Here is a 19,007-nt window from a genome sequence, read left to right on the forward strand (position 1 = left end):
GTATGTGGATGAACCCGGATGGTTAACCGGCCTCGACTAAGAGGGCGTGCACCATAAGGGCGCGCTAACATAAGTAGTGCTTGCGATATTGCACCAATTTGGTGCGCAATAATTAACAAACGAAATTGATTAAGAAATAGGCGTTCTTCTACATATAAACGGTGCGGGGTTTTCGATATACTGCGCGCCGCTTCATTTTCTCCGCATGAGCCTGGAGTCGTATCCGGATGCTGCATGTGAGGCGCCGGGCCGTCAGGCCTCGGTGGATGAGTTCATTTTACGGATCTGAGACAATATGTGTGGGCAATGCCTGCAAACGACCTTCTCAGGTCATTGAGTGCATGCCGCAGGAATAATTTTGTGATTGAGAAACTTCGTAATATCGCCATTATCGCTCACGTTGACCATGGTAAGACCACCCTCGTAGACAAGCTGTTGCGCCTGTCTGGCACGCTGGATCGCAAAGAGCTCGAGAATGAGCGCGTCATGGACTCCAACGACCAGGAAAAAGAGCGTGGGATTACCATTCTGGCCAAAAACACCGCACTGAAGTGGAACGGCTACGATATTAATATCGTAGACACCCCGGGCCACGCGGATTTTGGTGGTGAAGTCGAGCGAGTAATGAGCATGGTGGACTGCGTGCTGCTGGTGGTCGACTCTATTGACGGGCCAATGCCACAGACTCGTTTTGTTACCCAGAAAGCGTTCGCGGCCGGATTGCGCCCAATCGTTGTGGTCAACAAAATCGACCGTCCGGGCGCCCGTCCGGACTGGGTCGTAGATCAGGTTTTCGATCTTTTTGACAGCCTGGGGGCCACCGACGAGCAGTTGGACTTCCCCATTGTTTACGCCAGCGCGCTGAACGGTATTGCCGGTTTGGACCATGAAGACCTGAGCGACAACATGGACGCTGTATTCCAGTCGATTGTCGATCACGTGCCTGCGCCGTCAGTGGATATGGATGGCCCTTTCCAGATGCAGATCTCGCAGTTGGATTACAGCAGCTTTTTGGGCGTAATCGGTATCGGCCGTATCGCCCGCGGTAAGGTAAAAACCAATACCCCGGTGGTTGCTATTGGTGCCGATGGCAAGAAGCGCCAGGGCCGTATCCTGAAAATCATGGGCCACTCCGGCCTGCATCGGGTTGAAGTAAACGAAGCTCAGGCTGGCGATATCATCTGCATCAGCGGTCTGGATGAGCTGCATATCTCCGACACCCTGTGTGATATGAACAACGTAGAGGCCTTGCCGCCGCTAACAGTTGATGAGCCCACGGTGTCCATGACCTTTCAGGTCAACGATTCGCCCTTCTGTGGTAAAGAGGGCAAATTCGTCACCAGTCGCAACATCAAGGAGCGTCTGGAGAAAGAGCTTTTGCACAACGTCGCTTTGCGGGTTGAAGAAGGCGAAACCATGGACAAGTTCAAGGTTTCCGGTCGCGGAGAACTGCATCTGTCGGTGCTGATCGAAAATATGCGTCGCGAGAACTTCGAGCTGGCGGTCGGTCGCCCGGAAGTGGTGATCAGGGAAGTGGACGGCGAGAAACAAGAGCCGTACGAGAACGTTATTGTCGACATTGAAGAGCAGCATCAGGGCCCTTTGATGGAGCAAATGGGCCTGCGCAAAGGTGACCTGACCAATATGGTGCCGGATGGTAAAGGCCGCATGCGTCTTGAGTACACCATTCCTGCGCGCGGTTTGATCGGTTTCCGCAACAGCTTCCTGACCATGACATCGGGCACCGGTATTCTTACCTCTACCTTCAGCCATTACGGGCCGATCAAGGTGGGCGATGTCACCAGTCGCCAGAACGGTGTTCTGGTCTCCATGGCGAAGGGCACAGCGTTGACCTACTCTCTGGAAACGCTTCAGAGCCGTGGCAAGCTCTTCCTCGATCCTGGTCAGGAAGTATACGAGGGCCAGCTTTGTGGTATTCACAGCCGCGACAACGATCTGGTGATCAACCCGACCAAAGGCAAAAAGCTCGATAACATGCGTGCGTCCGGCAAGGATGAGGTCATTGCTCTGGTGCCGCCGATCAAGTTCACTCTTGAGCAGGCGTTGGAATTCATCGACGACGACGAGCTGGTTGAAGTGACGCCCAAGTCGATTCGCCTGCGCAAGAAGCACCTTACCGAGAACGAACGTAAGCGCGCGAGCAAAAAATAACGAAGACGTATTGAATCAGGCCGGCGCTGGTAACAGCTCCGGCCTTTTTTGTGTTTGTGCTTTTCGTAAAGCTCGCCCACCGGCCATTCAACTCCGCTACAATGCTATCGAAACTCACCTGATCGGCGGACTGGCCCATGCTCAATTTGTACCCGGACATCAAACCCTACGCCAGCCACCGGCTGGCGGTTGATGCGCCTCATGAGTTGTATATCGAAGAGAGTGGAAACCCTGACGGTATGCCTGTGCTTTTCGTTCATGGTGGCCCCGGGGCAGGGTGCGAGGATTATCATCGCCGTTTTTTTGATGCTGAGCGCTTCCGGATTATTCTGATGGATCAGCGCGGTGCTGGCCGCTCCACGCCCTTGGCGGAACTGGAAGGGAACAGTACTGACAAGCTGATTCAGGATATGGAAGCCATACGCATGTTTCTGGGCATAGAGCGTTGGTTATTATTCGGCGGGAGTTGGGGGTCGACTCTCAGCCTGGTCTACGCCCAAACGCACACCGAGAGAGTGTTGGGGCTTGTTCTCAGGGGTATTTTTCTATGTCGCCCGCGAGATATCGCCTGGTTTTATCAGGAGGGTGCAAGCCGTGTATTCCCGGATTACTGGCGGGAGTTTGAGGCGCAGATACCCGAGAGTGAGCGCGGGGATATGGTGAGTGCCTACTATCGCAGGTTGACCAGTAAAAACGAGTTGGAGCAGATTCAGGCGGCAAAAGCCTGGTCGACCTGGGAAGGTCGGTGTGCGACTCTGCACCCAAACCCCCAGGTTGTTGAGCATTTTGGTCATCCTCATGTTGCAATCGCATTGGCCCGTATCGAGTGCCACTACTTCATGAACTCTTCGTTTCTCGAGCATGATCAGATTATCAGGGATGCCTACAAGCTTCGGGATATTCCCGGCCTCATTGTGCATGGACGCTACGACATGATTTGCCCGCTGGATAATGCTTTTGCGCTCAGCAAGGCCTGGCCGGAAGCAGATTTGCGAATTATCCGCGATGCGGGACACTCGGCCTCCGAGCCCGCTATTGTGGATGCGCTCATACGCGGTGTCGATGAGGTGGTGGCGAAAACGGTGAAAAATGCGGGCTGAAGTCTTATAGCGTGAAAGGGTTGCGGGAACCTGGCTGCATGGATACACTCCTACTTGATTTTAATTCTCATTTGGCCGGAGCGATCAGAATACCGGATGAAAGGTCTTGTCCAACGGGTGTCAGAAGCAAGCGTTGAAGTCGACGGGCGTGAGGTCTCACGGATAGGCGCAGGCATTCTGTTATTACTTGGCGTAGAGCAGGGAGATCGGCAGGATGAGGCAAAGGAACTGTGCCGAAAAATTCTCAATTATCGAATTTTTTCCGACGAAGCGGGCCGTATGAACCTAAGTGTACTTGATGCCGGTCATGCTCTTCTTGTCGTTCCCCAGTTTACACTCGCTGCAGATACCTCCTCCGGCACTCGCCCCGGCTTTTCCCGTGCGGGCAGCCCGGAGATTGCAAAAAAACTCTACGCCGAATTCCTGGGTCTCGCACGGACTGAAATGGGTGCGGAAAGGGTTATGGAAGGACGTTTCGGCGCCGACATGAAGGTGAGCCTGATCAATGACGGACCGGTTACCTTTATGCTCTCAACATCTGAAAGGCGGTGCTGAACGAAATGCAACTTCAGCCAGGCAGGATTGTGCGCGGATCCCGGCTTTCAGGGTGTAGGTAAGAGGTTCCAAGAATAAGAGTATGCGCCCTTAATGCCAAACGAACTAAAAATGAAACATTAAATATTTGCAAAACAGGTGGTGTTGTATTAAAACAGTGTCATCATCCAGTGCTTTAAGATAACTCTGTAAGTAGCTGAACTATATAGATCTGATTAAATTCGGGTCTCAATAATAAGAAAAGTTGCCGACATGTCATAAATCTGACGCACGGTAGCAATAAGATCGGAGCCATCCAGTTGTTCTGGGGCGCCTCACAAAAATCGGGACTTACCCGTTGTTAAAACCTGACATAACTCGCAAAAGGACATACAACATGAAAAAAACACTCATTGCATCGGCTATCGCTGCTATCTCTTTCTCCGGCGCAGCTGCTGCCCAGAGCACCCTGTCCGCGTCGGAGATGGCCGCTAAAATGAATTCCATGCCGACCGTGTACGGCAACATTCAGTTGGCAGTCACCCACGACAACTTCGATGGTGGGCCTTCTGCTACTGAGCTCGCCGATAATGGCTCCACCCTTGGTGTGAAGCATGACCACGTAATAGCTCCGGGCATCATTGGTTTTTTCAAGGCAGAGCTTGAGTTTGATGCTGATAACAAGGCCGATAACAGTGGCTTGGACAGGTTCGATGAAGCATACATTGGTGTGCGCGGCGATAACTTTGGCCAGGTTTGGGCCGGCTCTGATGATTCCACTTATGAAACGGCTATCGACGAAATCAGTAACTACTTTGAAGTAGCGACCCTGAACCTTGGTGGTCTCTACGACACTGGTGAAGGTGACTTGGTTCAGTATAAGACACCGTCTTTCGGTGGTCTGACTTTGGGAGCAGCCGTTCAGTTTAACGGTGACGGTGATGACAAGGTGAATAAAAAGTCATACCCGTACCAGCTTTCAGCGGTATATGCTGTCGACGCGTTGGAGTTGGCGTTTGCCGTAGACTCCAACGACGGTGCCGAGTCGTACTCAAAGACGACTGCCAGCATCAACAACGAAAACACCTACGGCCTGCGGGCCAGCGGTAATTTTGCGAACCTGCGCGTAACTGGTCAATTCCAGACCCGTAAAGATGTTGCTGACATTTACGGTTTGATGGGCATTTATAGTTTGGGCAAGAACCAGTTTGCGTTGGCTTATGAGTACAAAGAGCTGGATGGCGATAGCAAACCTGCCAACGGCGAGTCCAAGAGAGATACGATCACCCTGCAGGCGCTGCACAACGTGTCTGACAATATGTACGTTTATGTTGAAGGGTACATTGGTGGTGGCGACGACGTGTACACGTATGAAGACTCTCAGGGCAACGATGCTGTGACTGATGAGCGTTCTGTCGCTGCAATTGGTGCAACATACTACTTCTGATCCGCTAACCAGCTAATCAGTTAGTATGGAAGACCGGTGACCTCAGGGTCGCCGGTTTTTTGTTTTTCGGGTTCGCAGAAACTAAAGGTGCAAGAGACATGGCAGAAGAGCTGGAAATAAAGCTGAGTCTTGATCCTGATGGTCTCATAAAGGCTCTGGACTGGCTGCAGGCTCAGCCCGAGGCCGAAAAAGGCAGCAAAAAGTCCTTGGTTAACTGTTACTACGACACACCGAATGCAGTGCTCAATCAACAGAAAGCCGCTCTGCGTATACGTCAGGCCGGAGGTCGGTATATACAGACGCTCAAAACCCGTGGTGAGTTCGTTAACGGCGCGCACCGTCGCGAGGAATGGGAGTGGCCAGTCTCAGGGCCGTCGCTTTCGCTGGGTTTGCTGGCGGATACGCCGCTGGGAGATCGTATAAATCTGGCCCGGCTGGCGCCTGTTTTCGAAACCAATTTTACTCGCCAAGTCATAGTGCTGGACGATGGCGAGGCGATGATTGAATGTGCTTTGGATGAGGGTGTTATTAGCGCTAATGGGCAGGAAAAGCCGCTTCACGAGGTTGAATTTGAGCTGATATCCGGTGATCCGAAGCGCCTGCTTGTCTGGGCTGAAAGGCTTGCGCAGAAATGCCCGGTTTTTCTGAATCTGATCAGCAAGGCAGAACAGGGTTACTACCTTGCAGGCATACACGCTGGAAAGTCAGCCGCTGCCGAAAAACCAGGTGCCAATACGGACGGGCAAGATGATGTCGACCTTTTTTTACACCTGCTCAGCAACGCCTGGCTGGAGCAAAGGAGTGTTTCACTTGAAGGCTTAGACCTGCAGTCGCTGCAGGTGCAGGCTGAAGCTTGCGGTTTGGGCCAACCCTTTTTCGAGGTGGCGGAATATCTGGCCAAGGGCGGAACCCTCAGGCACATACTCCATAAGCCAGAGCTTGGTCGATGCCAGCTTGGTTTGTTGGCGAACAGGGAAAGGCAGTCGCTAGGCGCCTAAAATCATTGTGGCGATGCTGAAGTAAATCATCACGCCGCTCACGTCGGCAATCGTTGTTATAAGCGGTATGCTCGCGGCAGCCGGGTCTACGCCGAGGCGGTTGAGCAGCAGCGGCAACAAGATACCTATAAGCCCGCCGGCAAGCACGACCGCTATCATGGTTATGGCTACGATTGTGGCAATAACCATTTCCGTGCGAAACATGCCCACAGTCCATACCGTCAGGGCCATGGTCAGGCCAAGTGCTGTTGCTACCAGCAGTTCCTTGTTGAACAGGCGAACCCAGTCACGGTTCACCACGTCGCCCGTTGCAATGCCGCGCACCACCAGCGTGGCGGATTGTGCGCCTGCGTTGCCGGCACTCGCTACTAACAAGGGCATAAAGAACAGCAGAGCCAGATGGGCGCCAATAATGTCTTCAAAGTGCGCTATGCCGGCCCCGGTAAAGATGTTCGCAAACACCAGAATAACCAGCCATTGAATGCGGGAGCGGTAAAGCGAGAAAGGCGAGGCCGTGGTAATAGCGGTGTCGAGGTTGCTGACCGACCCGCCTTTGTGAATATCCTCCGTTGCCTCTGCCTCGATAACATCCATGGCATCGTCATAGGTAATAATGCCCACGAGGCGATTATGGTGGTCCAGCACTGGCAGGGCCAGCAGGTCGTACTTTGTGATCAACCTGGCGACATCATCCTGGGATGTATCCGTATGGGCAGACACCAGGCCTGTGGCAAGCAGCGAATCGATAATGATGTCTGGCTTGGCGATGATCAAGCGGCGCAGGGATACGACACCGATCAGTATCCCGTTTTCGTCGATTACGTAAGATTGATAAATGGTCTCTTTGTCTTCTGCTGTTTTGCGCAGAATGTCTATGGCTTCACTTGCCGTGATGCCCGACTCAAACACCGCGTAATCGGTGCTCATCAGTGCGCCGGCAGTGCCCTCGGCGTGGGCCAGAAGCGCTGTAAGACTTTCTCTGTCTTCCTCGTCAAGCTCTCTGATGAGCTGTTTCTGGCGAGGTTCTTCAAGCAGGTTGAAAAAATCAACCCGGTCATCCGACGGCATTTCCGTGGTAAGCACCGCCAGTTCAGCCAGAGGCGTTGCTCGCGTCAATAATAGTTGTGTGTCCGGGTTGGTGTAGCCCAGGACCTTCGCGCGCAGAGCCATAGGGAGACTCTGAAACAGCGAGTTTGCTGTTTCATTCTCTATGTTTTGCTCAATAAACTCGGCAAGGTCTGCAGCGTTGAAAAGATTTGCTGCGTCAGCAACGGCCTGGGGCTGACCCGATGCAAGTGCATCCACCAACGGCTGGAAAAGAACGGATTCCATAGATGATGCCTGGAAAAAATGCTCAGTGTGGAGTGGAAGCTGATGAGTCGGTTACGGTCGCATCTTTCTGCATATTTCTCCATTTCTCCATAAATTTTCGGTAGCGCTCCAGTGCTTCTTTCACCACCTCAAGATCCGGCGTTTCGTTGGATTTGACCAACACGATAAGCCCTTTGCCTTCAATTTCCTTGTTCACGGGCGGATGGCAGATAACTTCCTCGTCATTATCGATGTAGGCCAGTGCTGTGCCAATACCGTGCCGGATCAGCGCGCTGACGATGTCTGCCCAGTTAAGGTCGTCCAGCTCCAGGTCGTAGCGGTGTGGGTGGTCATGCTCGTAATTGAACATGTCTTCCAGTACTTTTTCCGAGCCCGGGGCAACCACAGAGCGCACCATGATTTCAGGGTAGGTGCGAACCGGGCGAATAACAGCTCGCACACCAAGTTCTTTGAAACGACTACGGTTAGCATCCGTGACACATTCCACCGTGGTTTTCTGGCCAAGATTCAGCTCACCGAGCCGATGGGATATGTCGAATGTCAGGCTATCTGAGTGCGGGTCAGATTCGTCGGCCGCCAGCACAACAATGTGTCGTGCACTTCCTGCGTGCACTGCTTTCAGGGCTTCGGGGTCGAACCCCGAACCATGGAAATGTACGATGCCCAGGTCAGACAGTTCGGCAGGAAGGCCGCTTGGAAACTCGCGGGTAAGCAGCATGATAGGAACGGTTTCATAGCCCTGTACAGAGCGAATTTGTGTGGCAAAACGCATGAAGTAGGTTATGCCACCGTTCTTCGGGGTATTAATGATGACGATATGGTTGTTCATTTTATAGATCCAGCGTCCGGTGAGAATGCGTTCCCGGCGGTAGAACCGGTACTCGATAAAATCGCTGACAATCAGCGTTAGCAGAGTGATAGCGCCGACGAACATGAACAGGATGGTGCTGATCCGGCCGATGTAGGTTACGGGAGCGTAGTCGCCATAGCCTACTGTGGCGATGGTGGTCATTGTCATCCACAGCGACTCGAACAGAGTCAGATCTTCAACCCCCCAGATAATCAGCACCTGGGTGACCAGCAGCGCTATCAAGATCATAAACAGGCGCTTCACCCGCTTCCGAATGAGTCCGCCCATGGGTATATGGCTCTGCTCATGCTCGGCGTTAAGGGGAAAGCGGTTTCTCAGCATCCGGTGTTGGCCTGTTCAGTCTTGGGTAAGTTCGTTATACAGTAACGGAAATATAACAGAGAGACAGGGGATTGCATTATGTCCGAGCCATGGAGTTGCCTTCCGTTGCCGCTGGCAGATGATGTTGCTGCCAGTTGGGCGTCGGTTTTCCCTGAAGGTCTGCCAGGCTGGCTGCTGGACGACGCCAGCATCTCGGAAGAGGTGATTGCCCAGGCTATGGCCCGGAGCTTGTTTCTGCGCCAGACCCTTGAGCGGTACCCGGCACAGGTGCGAACCCTTCTCGAATCACGGCTGTTGAGTGAACCGACCTCTCCGGATTTTCTGCAGGCACGTTGGAATGAGTATCTTGTGGATGTGACGGATGAGCCCGGGCTGCATGCAGCACTGCGCCGTTTCCGCCGGGAAGCGCAGTTCCGCATTATATGGCGGGATCTGATGCGTTGGGCTGACCTGCCCGAAACCATGGCTGCGACCAGTGCGTTCGCGGAGGTGTGCATTCAGGGGGCGCTTGGCTGGCTGCACGAGGCAGCCTGTGAGCAGTACGGCACGCCTTGGGGCAAAGATCCGGTATCAGGTTCGGAAGCGCCGCAGTCGCTGATCGTGATCGGAATGGGAAAGCTGGGTGGGAGCGAGCTGAATGTCTCCTCAGATATTGATCTGATTTTCGCCTTTCCCGGAAAAGGCGAAACCCGGGGTGGCGGCCGCTCTCTGGATAATCAGCAGTTTTTCATCCGGCTGGGCCAGCGCCTGATTCAGGCATTGGATCAGATTACCGCTGACGGCTTCGTGTTCCGTGTGGATATGCGCTTGCGGCCTTATGGGCAGAGTGGTGCCCTTGCGCTGAGTTTCGCGGCACTGGAAACCTATTATCAGGACCAGGGTCGGGACTGGGAACGTTATGCCATGGTCAAGTCCCGGGTAGTAGCCGGCGATCCGAAAGCCGGTCAGGTCCTTATGGAAAGCCTCCGGCCGTTCGTGTATCGCCGGTACATCGATTTTAGCGCTTTCGAGTCTCTACGCAGCATGAAAGCGATGATAAGCCGTGAAGTTCGCAGGCAGGGGCTGGAAAACAACATCAAGCTTGGCAGCGGTGGCATTCGGGAAATCGAGTTTGTGGTTCAGGCGTTCCAGCTCATTCGTGGCGGCCGGGACAGAGAACTGCAACAGCGCGAACTGCTGATCATACTGAACGAGCTGGAGGTGTTGGAGTTGCTGCCTTCGCAGGTCGTTAACGAGCTCCGTGAGGCCTATGTTTTCCTCCGTAATCTTGAGCACGCTCTGCAAGGCATAGAAGACAAGCAGACCCAGTTATTGCCCGAAGACGAGCTTTCGCAAGCGCGAGTTGCACTGATCATGGGGTTCGACGACTGGCAGAGCTGCCAACAAGGGCTGGCGCAGCATCGGGAAAATGTTGCCACGCACTTTGCCAATATCATTGCCACGGAAGAGGATGAAGAGGGCGCGCAGTCCTCCCTTGATGAGGGCTGGTTTGAGCTCTGGCTGGCGGAGGTTGATGAAGTATCGGATACGCAGTGGCTGGAAAAGAACGGATACGAAGATCCGGCTGGCAGTCTGAGCTTGCTCTCCAACCTGCGTGACAGTCGCACGGTTCAGACCATGCAAACCCAGGGACGCAAGCGGCTGAATCAGTTCATGCCGGTGTTGCTGGAAGCGCTGACTGAGGTCGAGAATCCATCTGAAACCTTGTCCCGTGTTTTGCAGTTGGTTGAAGCTGTCCTGCGCCGAACGGCTTACATGATCCTACTTCTGGAGAACCCGGGCGCTCGCACCCAGTTAGTCAAGCTTTGCAGCGAAAGCCCGTGGATTGCACGGCAGTTGGCAGAAACGCCGTTGCTGCTGGATGAGCTGCTAAATGCTGAAAGTCTTTACAGCCCACCCGCACGAGACGAATTGCAGGATGATCTGCGTCAGCAAATGCTGCGGATTTCCTATGACGACCTGGAAAACCAGATGGAGTCATTGCGGCACTTCAAAAAAGCCCACTCGCTTCGTGTCGCTGCCTCTGAGCTGAAGGGCACCCTGCCACTGATGAAGGTAAGTGATTACCTGACCTGGATTGCGGAAGTCGTCCTTGATCATGTGGTGGATGTAGCCTTCTCCAATCTGGTGGCCCGCCATGGTTATCCGGGGCGCGCCGACAGCGCGAGCAGTGAAACGGATTTCGCGGTTATCGGTTATGGAAAATTGGGAGGGGTTGAGCTTGGTTACACTTCGGATCTTGACCTGGTGTTCGTTCATAATGCGGACCCTGAGCTGGCGACCGACGGAGACAAACCTATTGATAACGCGGTTTTCTATACGCGTTTAGGGCAGCGAATTGTTCATATTCTCAACGCTCAGACGCCGTCCGGTCAGCTGTATGAGGTCGATATGCGTTTGCGGCCATCGGGCAATTCCGGGTTGCTGGTAAGCACGCTACACGCCTTCGAAAGGTACCAGCGTAATGACGCCTGGACATGGGAGCATCAAGCACTGGCCCGGGCCCGGGGCGTCGCAGGATGTCGTGAAACACTCGCCGCCTTTGAGGCTGTCCGGCACAACATACTTTGTCAGGGTCGTGAGAAGGACAAACTGCGCCAGGAAGTGGTGGAGATGCGTGAAAAAATGCGAATCAATCTGGGCACGCCAGAAAGCCGGCGCGAGGAAACCTTCCACATCAAACACGATGCAGGCGGCATTGTGGATATGGAGTTTATGGTGCAATACCTCATGCTTGCATGGAGTGAGGACCACCCGGAACTGACCCAGTGGTCGGATAATATCCGGCAGATGGAAGAGCTTGGACGCGCCGGTGTGTTGCCCGTGGAAGATGCAAAAAAACTGCGCGAAGCATACATTGCCCTGCGTTCAAGTATTCACCGGCGGGCGCTGCAGAACCTTAATAGTCAGGTGGGCGGGGATGCCTTTGCCGATGAGCGGCAGTACATCCGGTCTGTCTGGCAGAAAATCATGACCGGATAACGCGCCGGGTGTCGTTCCGTCAAAATTTCCTGCTAGAATGTTTAATCCCCGAAAACCGCTTTTTTAGGAGCAATGAAGAATGTCGATGGCTGATCGCGATGGCGTTATCTGGCTGGATGGTGAAATGGTTCCCTGGCGCGAAGCCAAAACCCACGTCCTGACCCACACTCTGCACTACGGCCTGGGCTGTTTTGAAGGAGTGCGCGCTTACAGCACTGCGACCGGCCCCGCTATTTTTCGCCTGCAAGACCATACGGATCGTCTGTTCCGATCCGCTCATATTCTGAATATGAAGATGCCGTTCAGTAAAGAAGAGCTGAACGAGGCACAGCGTGCGGCGGTTCGTGAGAATAATCTGGATGAAGCTTACCTGCGTCCGATGGCCTTTCTCGGCTCCGAAGGAATGGGTCTGCGTGCAGACAACCTGAAAGTACACGTAATGGTCGCCGCCTGGAGCTGGCCGTCCTACATGTCGCCCGAAGCCAAGGAAATCGGCATCAAGGTGCGCACCTCCTCCTATACGCGCCATCACGTCAACATCACCATGTGCAAGGCCAAGGCGAACGGCAACTACATCAACTCCATGCTGGCGCTGAACGAAGCCATTGCCAGTGGTTGTGAAGAAGCTCTCTTGCTGGACAACGAGGGCTATGTGGCTGAAGGCTCCGGCGAGAACATCTTTATTATGCGTAACGGTGTATTGCATACGCCAGAATTGACCTCCTGCCTGGAAGGTATCACCCGCCAGACCATTCTGGATTTTGCGACCGAACTGAACATTCCTGTCAAAGAGCGCCGTATTACCCGTGATGAGGTCTACGTAGCAGACGAGGCCTTCTTCACCGGCACCGCCGCCGAAGTGCTGCCCATCCGTGAGCTCGACGGTCGCGTTATTGGCGCCGGCAAGCGAGGCCCGGTTACAGAGAAGTTGCAGGCTATGTATTTTGATGCTGTTAAAGGGAAGTCGGCTCAGCATAAGGATTGGTTGACTCTGGTCCGCTGATCCGAATAAAAGAGCCGCAGCGCTTGAGTGACTGCTGTTTTTTATTATACATCTACTTGCGATCGTCAACTCGTTGCTTGCTGTCACGGTTTCCCAGTGTGAATGGGTGCCGGAGTCACAGTAGAGAGCCACACTTCGCTGAGAGGTCTGATTCTCAGTTTATGTCTATTCTCTTTATTCTTGGCCTTTATCAAAGCAGAAAACCACAGCGCTGGCGGCCCAAACACAAGGTTTTTTCCAACCTGAGTCAGTCGTTGGCGGCGCTTGGCATTGACAGCTATTTCCTGTGCAATCCGAGATCGGTAAAGTCACGCTTTATTGGCGACACCACCTGCTATTTTTATGAGGGTGAAAAGGATCTGGCCAGTCTGGTTAGAGAAAAACACATTACTCACGTAGTTATTTGGGGAGGGAGAACGGAGGCAGATCAGCGTATCCGGGATGAAGTCGGTGACAAGGTGAAAATTGTCTACGGAGAATACGGGTGGTTTCCCCAGTCGCAACATTGCTATTTTAGCCCCAATGGAACAAATGCAGACGCGAATTTTCTCTCTGAGGGCTTGAGTGAACACATCCTGGATCGCAAGAGTTTTCTTGCCGCCCGGTCGAAGTTGCTTTTATCAATGCTGGGCTGGAGAGCATTGATCAACAGGCCTGATTTTTTTGAAGAACGACAGTTTGACACTCAGAAGCAGATATTTGTTCCGCTGCAGGATGAGATGGATACCAATATTATGCTGTCGTCTCCGGTCAAAACCATGTCCGCCTTCATTGAAGGCCTGGCAAGCAACTATCCGGACTATCGATTTCTTGTGCGCCCCCACCCGCGAGCCCGTTACGAATCGTTGCCTACAAAACCAAATATTGAATACCAGACAATCGAAGTAAATCCTTTCCGGAATTACAGTCAGTACGGTGGCGTTTTCGGTATAAACTCAACGATGTTGCTGCAGTTTGCGTTACTTGGTCTACCAGTAGCAGGAATAGGTAAGGGTGTCGCTTCCGGGACTGAGGTGTACGCAGACCTGGACTGGAGCAACCTGCCCTCGGATTTGGGGATAATTTCATCCAATCCGTTGAATGCCGCCAAGGTTCTGGATTTCCTGCTTCGCGTTAAGCAGATGAGGGTTAAGGACCTTAAGAAATCACGATATATAGAGCGTAGTTATATCTATAACCTGTTCACTTCCTGAGGTCCCATCCTATATTTGGTAGCAAGGATTTGTCTGTCCCAAGAATGTAGAAATCAAAATTTCTCTTTGTTCCAAGGTGGTTTGGGTATATCTGTGAAAACAACTCTGGTGATTGTTTCATTCAATAGTTTCAAAGTCATTGAACGCTGTCTTGGTAGTGTTATTGATTCGGGAGTTTACCCTGTAATTATCGTTGATAACGGGAGTCCGGATGGCAGTGCGGAGGGGCTGATGGCTCGCTTTCCAGGGGCAGATGTGGTCTGCCTCGAGCGGAATATCGGCTATGGGAGGGCTGCAAATCGTGGTTTTGCTCGAGTGAAAACGGGTTATGCCCTGTTACTGAACCCGGATATTGTCGGCACCCTGGATAAAATCAGGTTGCTCGAGCAGCGCCTTTCTGAGCTTCCTGACCAGGTAGTGATTCTTGCACCTGCGGTAAGCGCCAAACATTTTTGTGAACAGGGTCTTCTTGAGAAAGACTGGGTTATTGGTGCCGCCCTTTTATTGCGGATGCAGTCGTTAAAGGAGGTAGGTTTTTTTGACGAGAATATTTTTTTATTTTCCGAGGAAACAGACCTTTGTTTGCGGATTAAGCAGGCAGGGAAGCGGATATTACTGGACTCGGACGTGTACATTGAGCACCTTTCAAAGCAGTCGAGTACACCAAGTGCCGAAGTTGATTTTTTGAAAGCCTGGCATTACGCATGGTCGAATCAGTACCTTGCCGTAAAGCATGGATTTGCACATGGAAAAAACAACCCGCGAAGGCGCCTACTGATGTATTGGCTCAAGTTCGTCACGGCGACCAATCCGGAAAAGCGCCAGAAATTCAAGGCCAGGTATCTTGGCGCGCGCGCTTTCCTGGCTGGAGAGGGGGCATTCTTGACCGACGGTAGCCCTCAGCAGGGCCACCGCCTGGGATAATGCTCCTGGAGCGTCAGCTACATTTTTGACGCTGGATTTTTCCGTGGAGCATTCCACTGAGTAATCCGATGGGTGTCCAGAACACCAGATAGATTTCCTGGGGACTGGTTACCAGTGTGTCAGGATCTGTGAAACACAGCCCCGCTACGGTAACCAGCATCCACAATGCCAGGTTGCGTTCTTGATGGTTTCGGGTGAATGCTTTGAAAACCAATGTGGCGAATAGCAGCATGATCATGGTAAAAGCGAAGATCCCGCCATCTACCCAGGTTGAAAGGAACAAATTGTGGGGGTGGTCGTGCCTCACCCCCATGGCTTGCTCGATTGCTGCTCCAATGCTGGTGTCCGCGACGGAAGAGGCGGCTCCAACCCCCGTCCAGAAGAATGCTCCTATATTGTCAAGAGTCGCTCCCCAGATTTCCAGGCGGTAGGAGCTTCCTCGGTTAATCATCCTGTCGAAAAGAACCGAGAGATCCAAAAGATAAGTCAGGCCGACACCCAGGAGCAGGATAGGGACTAGCAGATATTTTATGCTTCTGGAATACATAATGGTGAAGGAAAGCCAAGCAAGAACTGCCATTCCAAGGGGGGCTCGGCTCTGGTTGAGAAGGGCGTACGCGGTTATCAGTATTAAGGCCATTATGGCAATGAACAGATCCTTTTTCTGCTCAACTTGCAGACTGGTCAGAGAAACGACCCAGAGCATAACGAGTACAGAAGAGCTCGCAATTATATCATCCAGAAGACCAAAGCCAGTTATCCTCGCGGGATATTGTGATTCAAGAATATAAAATAGAATGGCGATCAAGGTCCCTGAAATCAGAGCTGCCTGTATGGTATAACCATGCGCCTTCTTTCGATGTAGTCCTGATTTTCCATAAAGATGCATAGCGGTGAAGAAAATCAGGGTTTCTATAAACCAGCGTGTGTGACGGGCAATTTCCTCTGCGGGATCCTTGGTTTCACTCCAGTAAACGGAAAGATAAAGTATGGTGATCAACCCGTAAGCGGATAAAAGGCTGCAAGATGTAAGAGACGTTTTTAAAGCTTTCTTCTTGAATACCAGATATAGCGTCGCCGGCAGCATTCCGGCAAAGAAGAATATTCTGAAAAGATCATCCAGCTCTTGAGTCAGGCCAAAAAAAACAAAAAGCAGGAAGGAGGATTGCAATAGAAACTCAGGTTTTCCCGAGGAGTCTCCTTCTGAGTTGCGGGTGAAAGATTTTGGTATCATAGGAGGTAATTTCGCGTTGCGTTAAACTGTTAATAAGCAAGGTTTGGAGTCGCCTCGAAATGCTGAGACGTGGTTTTCCGTGCGCGCATCGTAATTTATCGAGGGGGAATAATCTCGTGCTTGCAGGTTTTGAGTGACCAGCGGATGAGCTGAGGGACGACGATTCTAGCAGCGTTCGATCAGCGTGAATAGTTTGGCGGGCGGGATTTGCGTATAATGGCAAAGGTTACGCGAGTGGTTTGCAGAGGTGATAGCCGGTCTCAACTTTTAGTGGTTTTAATGGCTTAGCCGATTCTTGGTGAACCACTACGGTGTAGTTAAAGCAACTGTTCCTTGTGCCGGGTTAGACGGCTGTTAGTTTTAAGCCTCCTCCTGTGCGACGATCTCAAATTGAAGGCTGTAAATAGATCATGAAGTTACTGGTAACCGGCGGCGCCGGCTTCATAGGCTCTGCCGTTATACGCCACACCATTCAAAACACTACCGATGAAGTGGTTAATCTTGACAAGCTCACCTACGCCGGCAATCTCGAAAGCTTGGCCGAGGTCAGTGACAGCGAACGCTACAACTTCGAACAGGTAGACATCTGCAACCGCGCCGAAGTAGACCGCGTTTTCGCCCAGCACCAACCGGATGCCATCATGCACCTGGCAGCGGAAAGCCACGTGGATCGCTCCATAGATCGCCCTGCAGAGTTCATCGAAACCAACATTGTAGGCACCTACACCCTGCTGGAAGCCACCCGCCATTACTGGCAGGCGATGGATGCTAATCGCCGCGAAAACTTCCGCTTCCATCACATAAGCACCGATGAAGTTTACGGCGACCTCCCACACCCAGCAGACTTCCACCCCTCTCCCCTAGCGGAAGAGGGGCAGGGGGAGATGGGGCAACAAGAACTCCCAATGTTCACCGAAACCACCCCCTACGCCCCAAGCAGCCCCTACAGTGCCAGCAAAGCCAGTTCAGACCACCTGGTACGAGCCTGGCACCGCACCTACGGCTTACCAGTACTAGTCACCAATTGCAGCAATAACTACGGTTCCTACCACTTCCCGGAAAAACTCATTCCTTTAATCATACTGAACGCCCTGGAAGGTAAGCCGCTGCCGGTATATGGCAAGGGTGATCAGATTCGGGATTGGCTGTATGTAGATGACCACGCCCGCGCGCTTTACAAGGTGATTACCGAAGGCACACCGGGTGAGACCTACAATATTGGTGGCCACAACGAAAAACAGAACATCGAAGTCGTCCACACCATTTGCGACATTCTCCAGGAACTGCGCCCGCAGAAACGCAGCTATCGCGACTTGATCACCAATGTAAAAGATCGCCCCGGCCACGACATGCGCTACGCCATAGACGCCAGCAAAATCCAGGAAGAGCTCGGCTGGGCCCCGAAAGAGACCTTCGAAACCGGCATCCGCAAAACTGTGCAGTGGTACCTGAACAACCTGGACTGGTGTCAGCGGGTCCAAGACGGCAGCTACCAGCGCGAACGGCTAGGAGTAGGGTAATGAAAATCTTACTTTTGGGTAAAACCGGTCAGGTCGGGTTTGAGCTCCATCGCACACTTTCCCCCTTGGGCGCCATCAATTCCCCAGACAGGGAAACGCTGGATTTGATGAACGCAAAGGCCGTGGCCAACTACCTGTCCAGTGCCAAGCCAAATCTTATCGTAAACGCTGCAGCCTGGACCGCCGTAGATGCTGCTGAAGGTCACCAAATCGCGGCTGAACGCCTGAACGCTGGTCTGCCCAGGCAGTTGGCAGGCTACGCAGCCGCCCAAAACGCTCGTTTGATTCATTATAGTAGCGATTACGTTTACCCCGGTGATGGTGATCAAGCCTGGCGGGAAACCAGTGAAGCCGGTCCGCTAAGCGTTTACGGCAAAACCAAACTCCAGGGTGACCAGGCCATTGAACAAAGCGAGGCAGATTACCTGATCTTCCGCACTAGCTGGGTATACAGTGCCCGTGGCAATAACTTCCTGAAAACCATGTTGCGCCTGGCAAAAAGCAAACCTGAGCTCAACATTGTGGCGGATCAGATGGGTGCCCCAACGCCTGCGCGCCTGATCGCCCAGGTCACCACGTTGGCCATTTATGGCAAGCTGGCAAAAGGTTTTTACCACCTGGCCCCCAGAGGTGAAATCAGTTGGCACGGTTTTGCACAGGAAATCTTCCGGCTGGCGCAGGAAAATGGCGAGCCGCTAACCATGGGTGCTGAAAACGCTTACCCCATCCCTACCAGCGACTACCCCACGCCGGCAACCCGGCCGCTGAACTCAAGGATGGACGTAACTAAGCTGGAAACCGCTCTCAACATCCAGCTGCCAGACTGGCAAAGCCAACTGGAGCTAACTTTGGGTGAATACCTCAACAAGAATTAGCCACGAAACCACAAAAAAAGTCCTTTGTTTTAATCTCTTTTTCGTGTTCTTTAGTGGATTTAGTGGCAAACAAGTCTTCCGTTATTAAGGAGAGCAAGTGAAAGGCATCATCTTGGCCGGCGGCTCCGGCACCCGTCTGTACCCGATTACCCGAGGAATCTCCAAACAGCTCCTTCCTGTGTACGACAAACCCATGATCTACTATCCGTTATCCGTCCTCATGTTGGCCGGAATACGGGACATCCTCGTCATCACTACCCCAGATGACCAGAGCGGCTTCAAACGCTTGCTCGATGATGGTGGCCAATGGGGTATTAACCTGAGCTACGCAGTGCAACCCAGCCCGGACGGCCTGGCGCAAGCCTTCATCATCGGTGAGAACTTCATCGGGCACGACAGCGTATGCCTGGTACTGGGCGACAATATCTACTACGGCCAGGGTCTGAGTAATATGCTGCAAACCGCAGCAGCCAGGGGCAAAGGCGCCACCGTATTCGGCTA

15 protein-coding genes are annotated in these 19,007 nt (G+C 52.8%); 12 read left to right on the forward strand and 3 right to left on the reverse strand.

Features of this window, described 5'->3' with window-relative positions:
- Positions 1-360: 360 nt before the first annotated feature.
- From typA to ACN0V1_RS19785, 5 genes are all read left to right on the forward strand, one after another.
- On the forward strand, positions 361-2,172 hold the full coding sequence (gene typA, locus ACN0V1_RS19765) for a translational GTPase TypA (RefSeq protein ID WP_339783329.1): 1,812 nt from the start codon (positions 361-363) through the stop codon (positions 2,170-2,172).
- A 137-nt stretch (positions 2,173-2,309) separates the two neighbouring features.
- Positions 2,310-3,272, forward strand: coding sequence for a prolyl aminopeptidase (gene pip / locus ACN0V1_RS19770; protein ID WP_417546624.1), 963 nt, complete (start codon positions 2,310-2,312; stop codon positions 3,270-3,272).
- A 96-nt stretch (positions 3,273-3,368) separates the two neighbouring features.
- Positions 3,369-3,827, forward strand: a complete 459-nt coding sequence (gene dtd, locus ACN0V1_RS19775; RefSeq protein WP_417546625.1) for a D-aminoacyl-tRNA deacylase — start codon at positions 3,369-3,371, stop codon at positions 3,825-3,827.
- 376 nt (positions 3,828-4,203) lie between these two features.
- On the forward strand, positions 4,204-5,253 hold the full coding sequence (locus tag ACN0V1_RS19780) for a porin (RefSeq protein ID WP_417546626.1): 1,050 nt from the start codon (positions 4,204-4,206) through the stop codon (positions 5,251-5,253).
- Positions 5,254-5,351: 98 nt separating this feature from the next.
- A complete protein-coding gene (locus tag ACN0V1_RS19785; protein WP_417546627.1) occupies positions 5,352-6,251 on the forward strand; it encodes a CYTH domain-containing protein in 900 nt (299 codons plus the stop codon).
- On the opposite strand, the gene mgtE is transcribed toward ACN0V1_RS19785, so the two are convergent.
- Positions 6,240-7,583: a magnesium transporter gene (mgtE, locus tag ACN0V1_RS19790; RefSeq protein ID WP_417546628.1), complete on the reverse strand. Its 1,344-nt coding sequence runs from the start codon at positions 7,581-7,583 to the stop codon at positions 6,240-6,242. The genes ACN0V1_RS19785 and mgtE overlap by 12 nt on opposite strands.
- 22 nt (positions 7,584-7,605) lie before the next feature.
- Positions 7,606-8,775, reverse strand: coding sequence for a potassium channel family protein (locus tag ACN0V1_RS19795; RefSeq protein ID WP_417546629.1), 1,170 nt, complete (start codon positions 8,773-8,775; stop codon positions 7,606-7,608).
- 78 nt (positions 8,776-8,853) lie between these two features.
- Between ACN0V1_RS19795 and glnE the strand changes: the two genes are divergently transcribed.
- From glnE to ACN0V1_RS19815, 4 genes are all read left to right on the forward strand, one after another.
- Positions 8,854-11,757, forward strand: coding sequence for a bifunctional [glutamate--ammonia ligase]-adenylyl-L-tyrosine phosphorylase/[glutamate--ammonia-ligase] adenylyltransferase (gene glnE / locus ACN0V1_RS19800; RefSeq protein ID WP_417546630.1), 2,904 nt, complete (start codon positions 8,854-8,856; stop codon positions 11,755-11,757).
- A gap of 79 nt (positions 11,758-11,836) precedes the next feature.
- Positions 11,837-12,760 carry a branched-chain amino acid transaminase gene (locus tag ACN0V1_RS19805; protein ID WP_417546631.1) on the forward strand — a complete coding sequence of 308 codons (924 nt, stop codon included), beginning with the start codon at positions 11,837-11,839 and terminating at the stop codon, positions 12,758-12,760.
- Positions 12,761-12,921: 161 nt separating this feature from the next.
- Positions 12,922-13,953 carry a hypothetical protein gene (locus tag ACN0V1_RS19810; protein WP_417546632.1) on the forward strand — a complete coding sequence of 344 codons (1,032 nt, stop codon included), beginning with the start codon at positions 12,922-12,924 and terminating at the stop codon, positions 13,951-13,953.
- A 93-nt stretch (positions 13,954-14,046) separates the two neighbouring features.
- Positions 14,047-14,877 carry a glycosyltransferase family 2 protein gene (locus ACN0V1_RS19815; RefSeq protein ID WP_417546633.1) on the forward strand — a complete coding sequence of 277 codons (831 nt, stop codon included), beginning with the start codon at positions 14,047-14,049 and terminating at the stop codon, positions 14,875-14,877.
- Positions 14,878-14,890: 13 nt separating this feature from the next.
- Here ACN0V1_RS19815 and ACN0V1_RS19820 read toward each other — a convergent pair whose 3' ends face one another.
- Entirely contained in the window at positions 14,891-16,111 is a 1,221-nt protein-coding gene (locus tag ACN0V1_RS19820) for an O-antigen ligase family protein (RefSeq protein WP_417546634.1), read from the reverse strand.
- A 410-nt stretch (positions 16,112-16,521) separates the two neighbouring features.
- Between ACN0V1_RS19820 and ACN0V1_RS19825 the strand changes: the two genes are divergently transcribed.
- The 3 genes from ACN0V1_RS19825 to ACN0V1_RS19835 form a co-directional block, all read left to right on the forward strand.
- Positions 16,522-17,631, forward strand: coding sequence for a dTDP-glucose 4,6-dehydratase (locus ACN0V1_RS19825; protein WP_417546635.1), 1,110 nt, complete (start codon positions 16,522-16,524; stop codon positions 17,629-17,631).
- The gene (gene rfbD, locus ACN0V1_RS19830) at positions 17,631-18,506 is read left to right on the forward strand and encodes a dTDP-4-dehydrorhamnose reductase (RefSeq protein WP_417546636.1); all 876 of its coding nucleotides are present in this window, start codon (positions 17,631-17,633) and stop codon (positions 18,504-18,506) included. The genes ACN0V1_RS19825 and rfbD overlap by 1 nt, the downstream gene beginning before the upstream one ends.
- Positions 18,507-18,603: 97 nt before the next feature.
- On the forward strand, positions 18,604-19,007 hold a 404-nt coding region (locus tag ACN0V1_RS19835; protein WP_417546637.1), incomplete at its 3' end, for a sugar nucleotidyltransferase.

Source organism: Marinobacter sp., assembly GCF_048266785.1.
GTDB lineage: Bacteria > Pseudomonadota > Gammaproteobacteria > Pseudomonadales > Oleiphilaceae > Marinobacter.

Bases quoted from the DNA above. Each gene is read 5' to 3' on its own strand.
- pip (WP_417546624.1), top strand. From the start codon at position 2,310: ATGCTCAATTTGTACCCGGACATCAAACCCTACGCCAGCCACCGGCTG.
- dtd (WP_417546625.1), top strand. From the start codon at position 3,369: ATGAAAGGTCTTGTCCAACGGGTGTCAGAAGCAAGCGTTGAAGTCGAC.
- ACN0V1_RS19780 (WP_417546626.1), top strand. From the start codon at position 4,204: ATGAAAAAAACACTCATTGCATCGGCTATCGCTGCTATCTCTTTCTCC.
- ACN0V1_RS19785 (WP_417546627.1), top strand. From the start codon at position 5,352: ATGGCAGAAGAGCTGGAAATAAAGCTGAGTCTTGATCCTGATGGTCTC.
- mgtE (WP_417546628.1), bottom strand. From the start codon at position 7,583: ATGGAATCCGTTCTTTTCCAGCCGTTGGTGGATGCACTTGCATCGGGT.
- ACN0V1_RS19795 (WP_417546629.1), bottom strand. From the start codon at position 8,775: ATGCTGAGAAACCGCTTTCCCCTTAACGCCGAGCATGAGCAGAGCCAT.
- glnE (WP_417546630.1), top strand. From the start codon at position 8,854: ATGTCCGAGCCATGGAGTTGCCTTCCGTTGCCGCTGGCAGATGATGTT.
- ACN0V1_RS19805 (WP_417546631.1), top strand. From the start codon at position 11,837: ATGTCGATGGCTGATCGCGATGGCGTTATCTGGCTGGATGGTGAAATG.
- ACN0V1_RS19810 (WP_417546632.1), top strand. From the start codon at position 12,922: ATGTCTATTCTCTTTATTCTTGGCCTTTATCAAAGCAGAAAACCACAG.
- ACN0V1_RS19820 (WP_417546634.1), bottom strand. From the start codon at position 16,111: ATGATACCAAAATCTTTCACCCGCAACTCAGAAGGAGACTCCTCGGGA.
- ACN0V1_RS19825 (WP_417546635.1), top strand. From the start codon at position 16,522: ATGAAGTTACTGGTAACCGGCGGCGCCGGCTTCATAGGCTCTGCCGTT.
- rfbD (WP_417546636.1), top strand. From the start codon at position 17,631: ATGAAAATCTTACTTTTGGGTAAAACCGGTCAGGTCGGGTTTGAGCTC.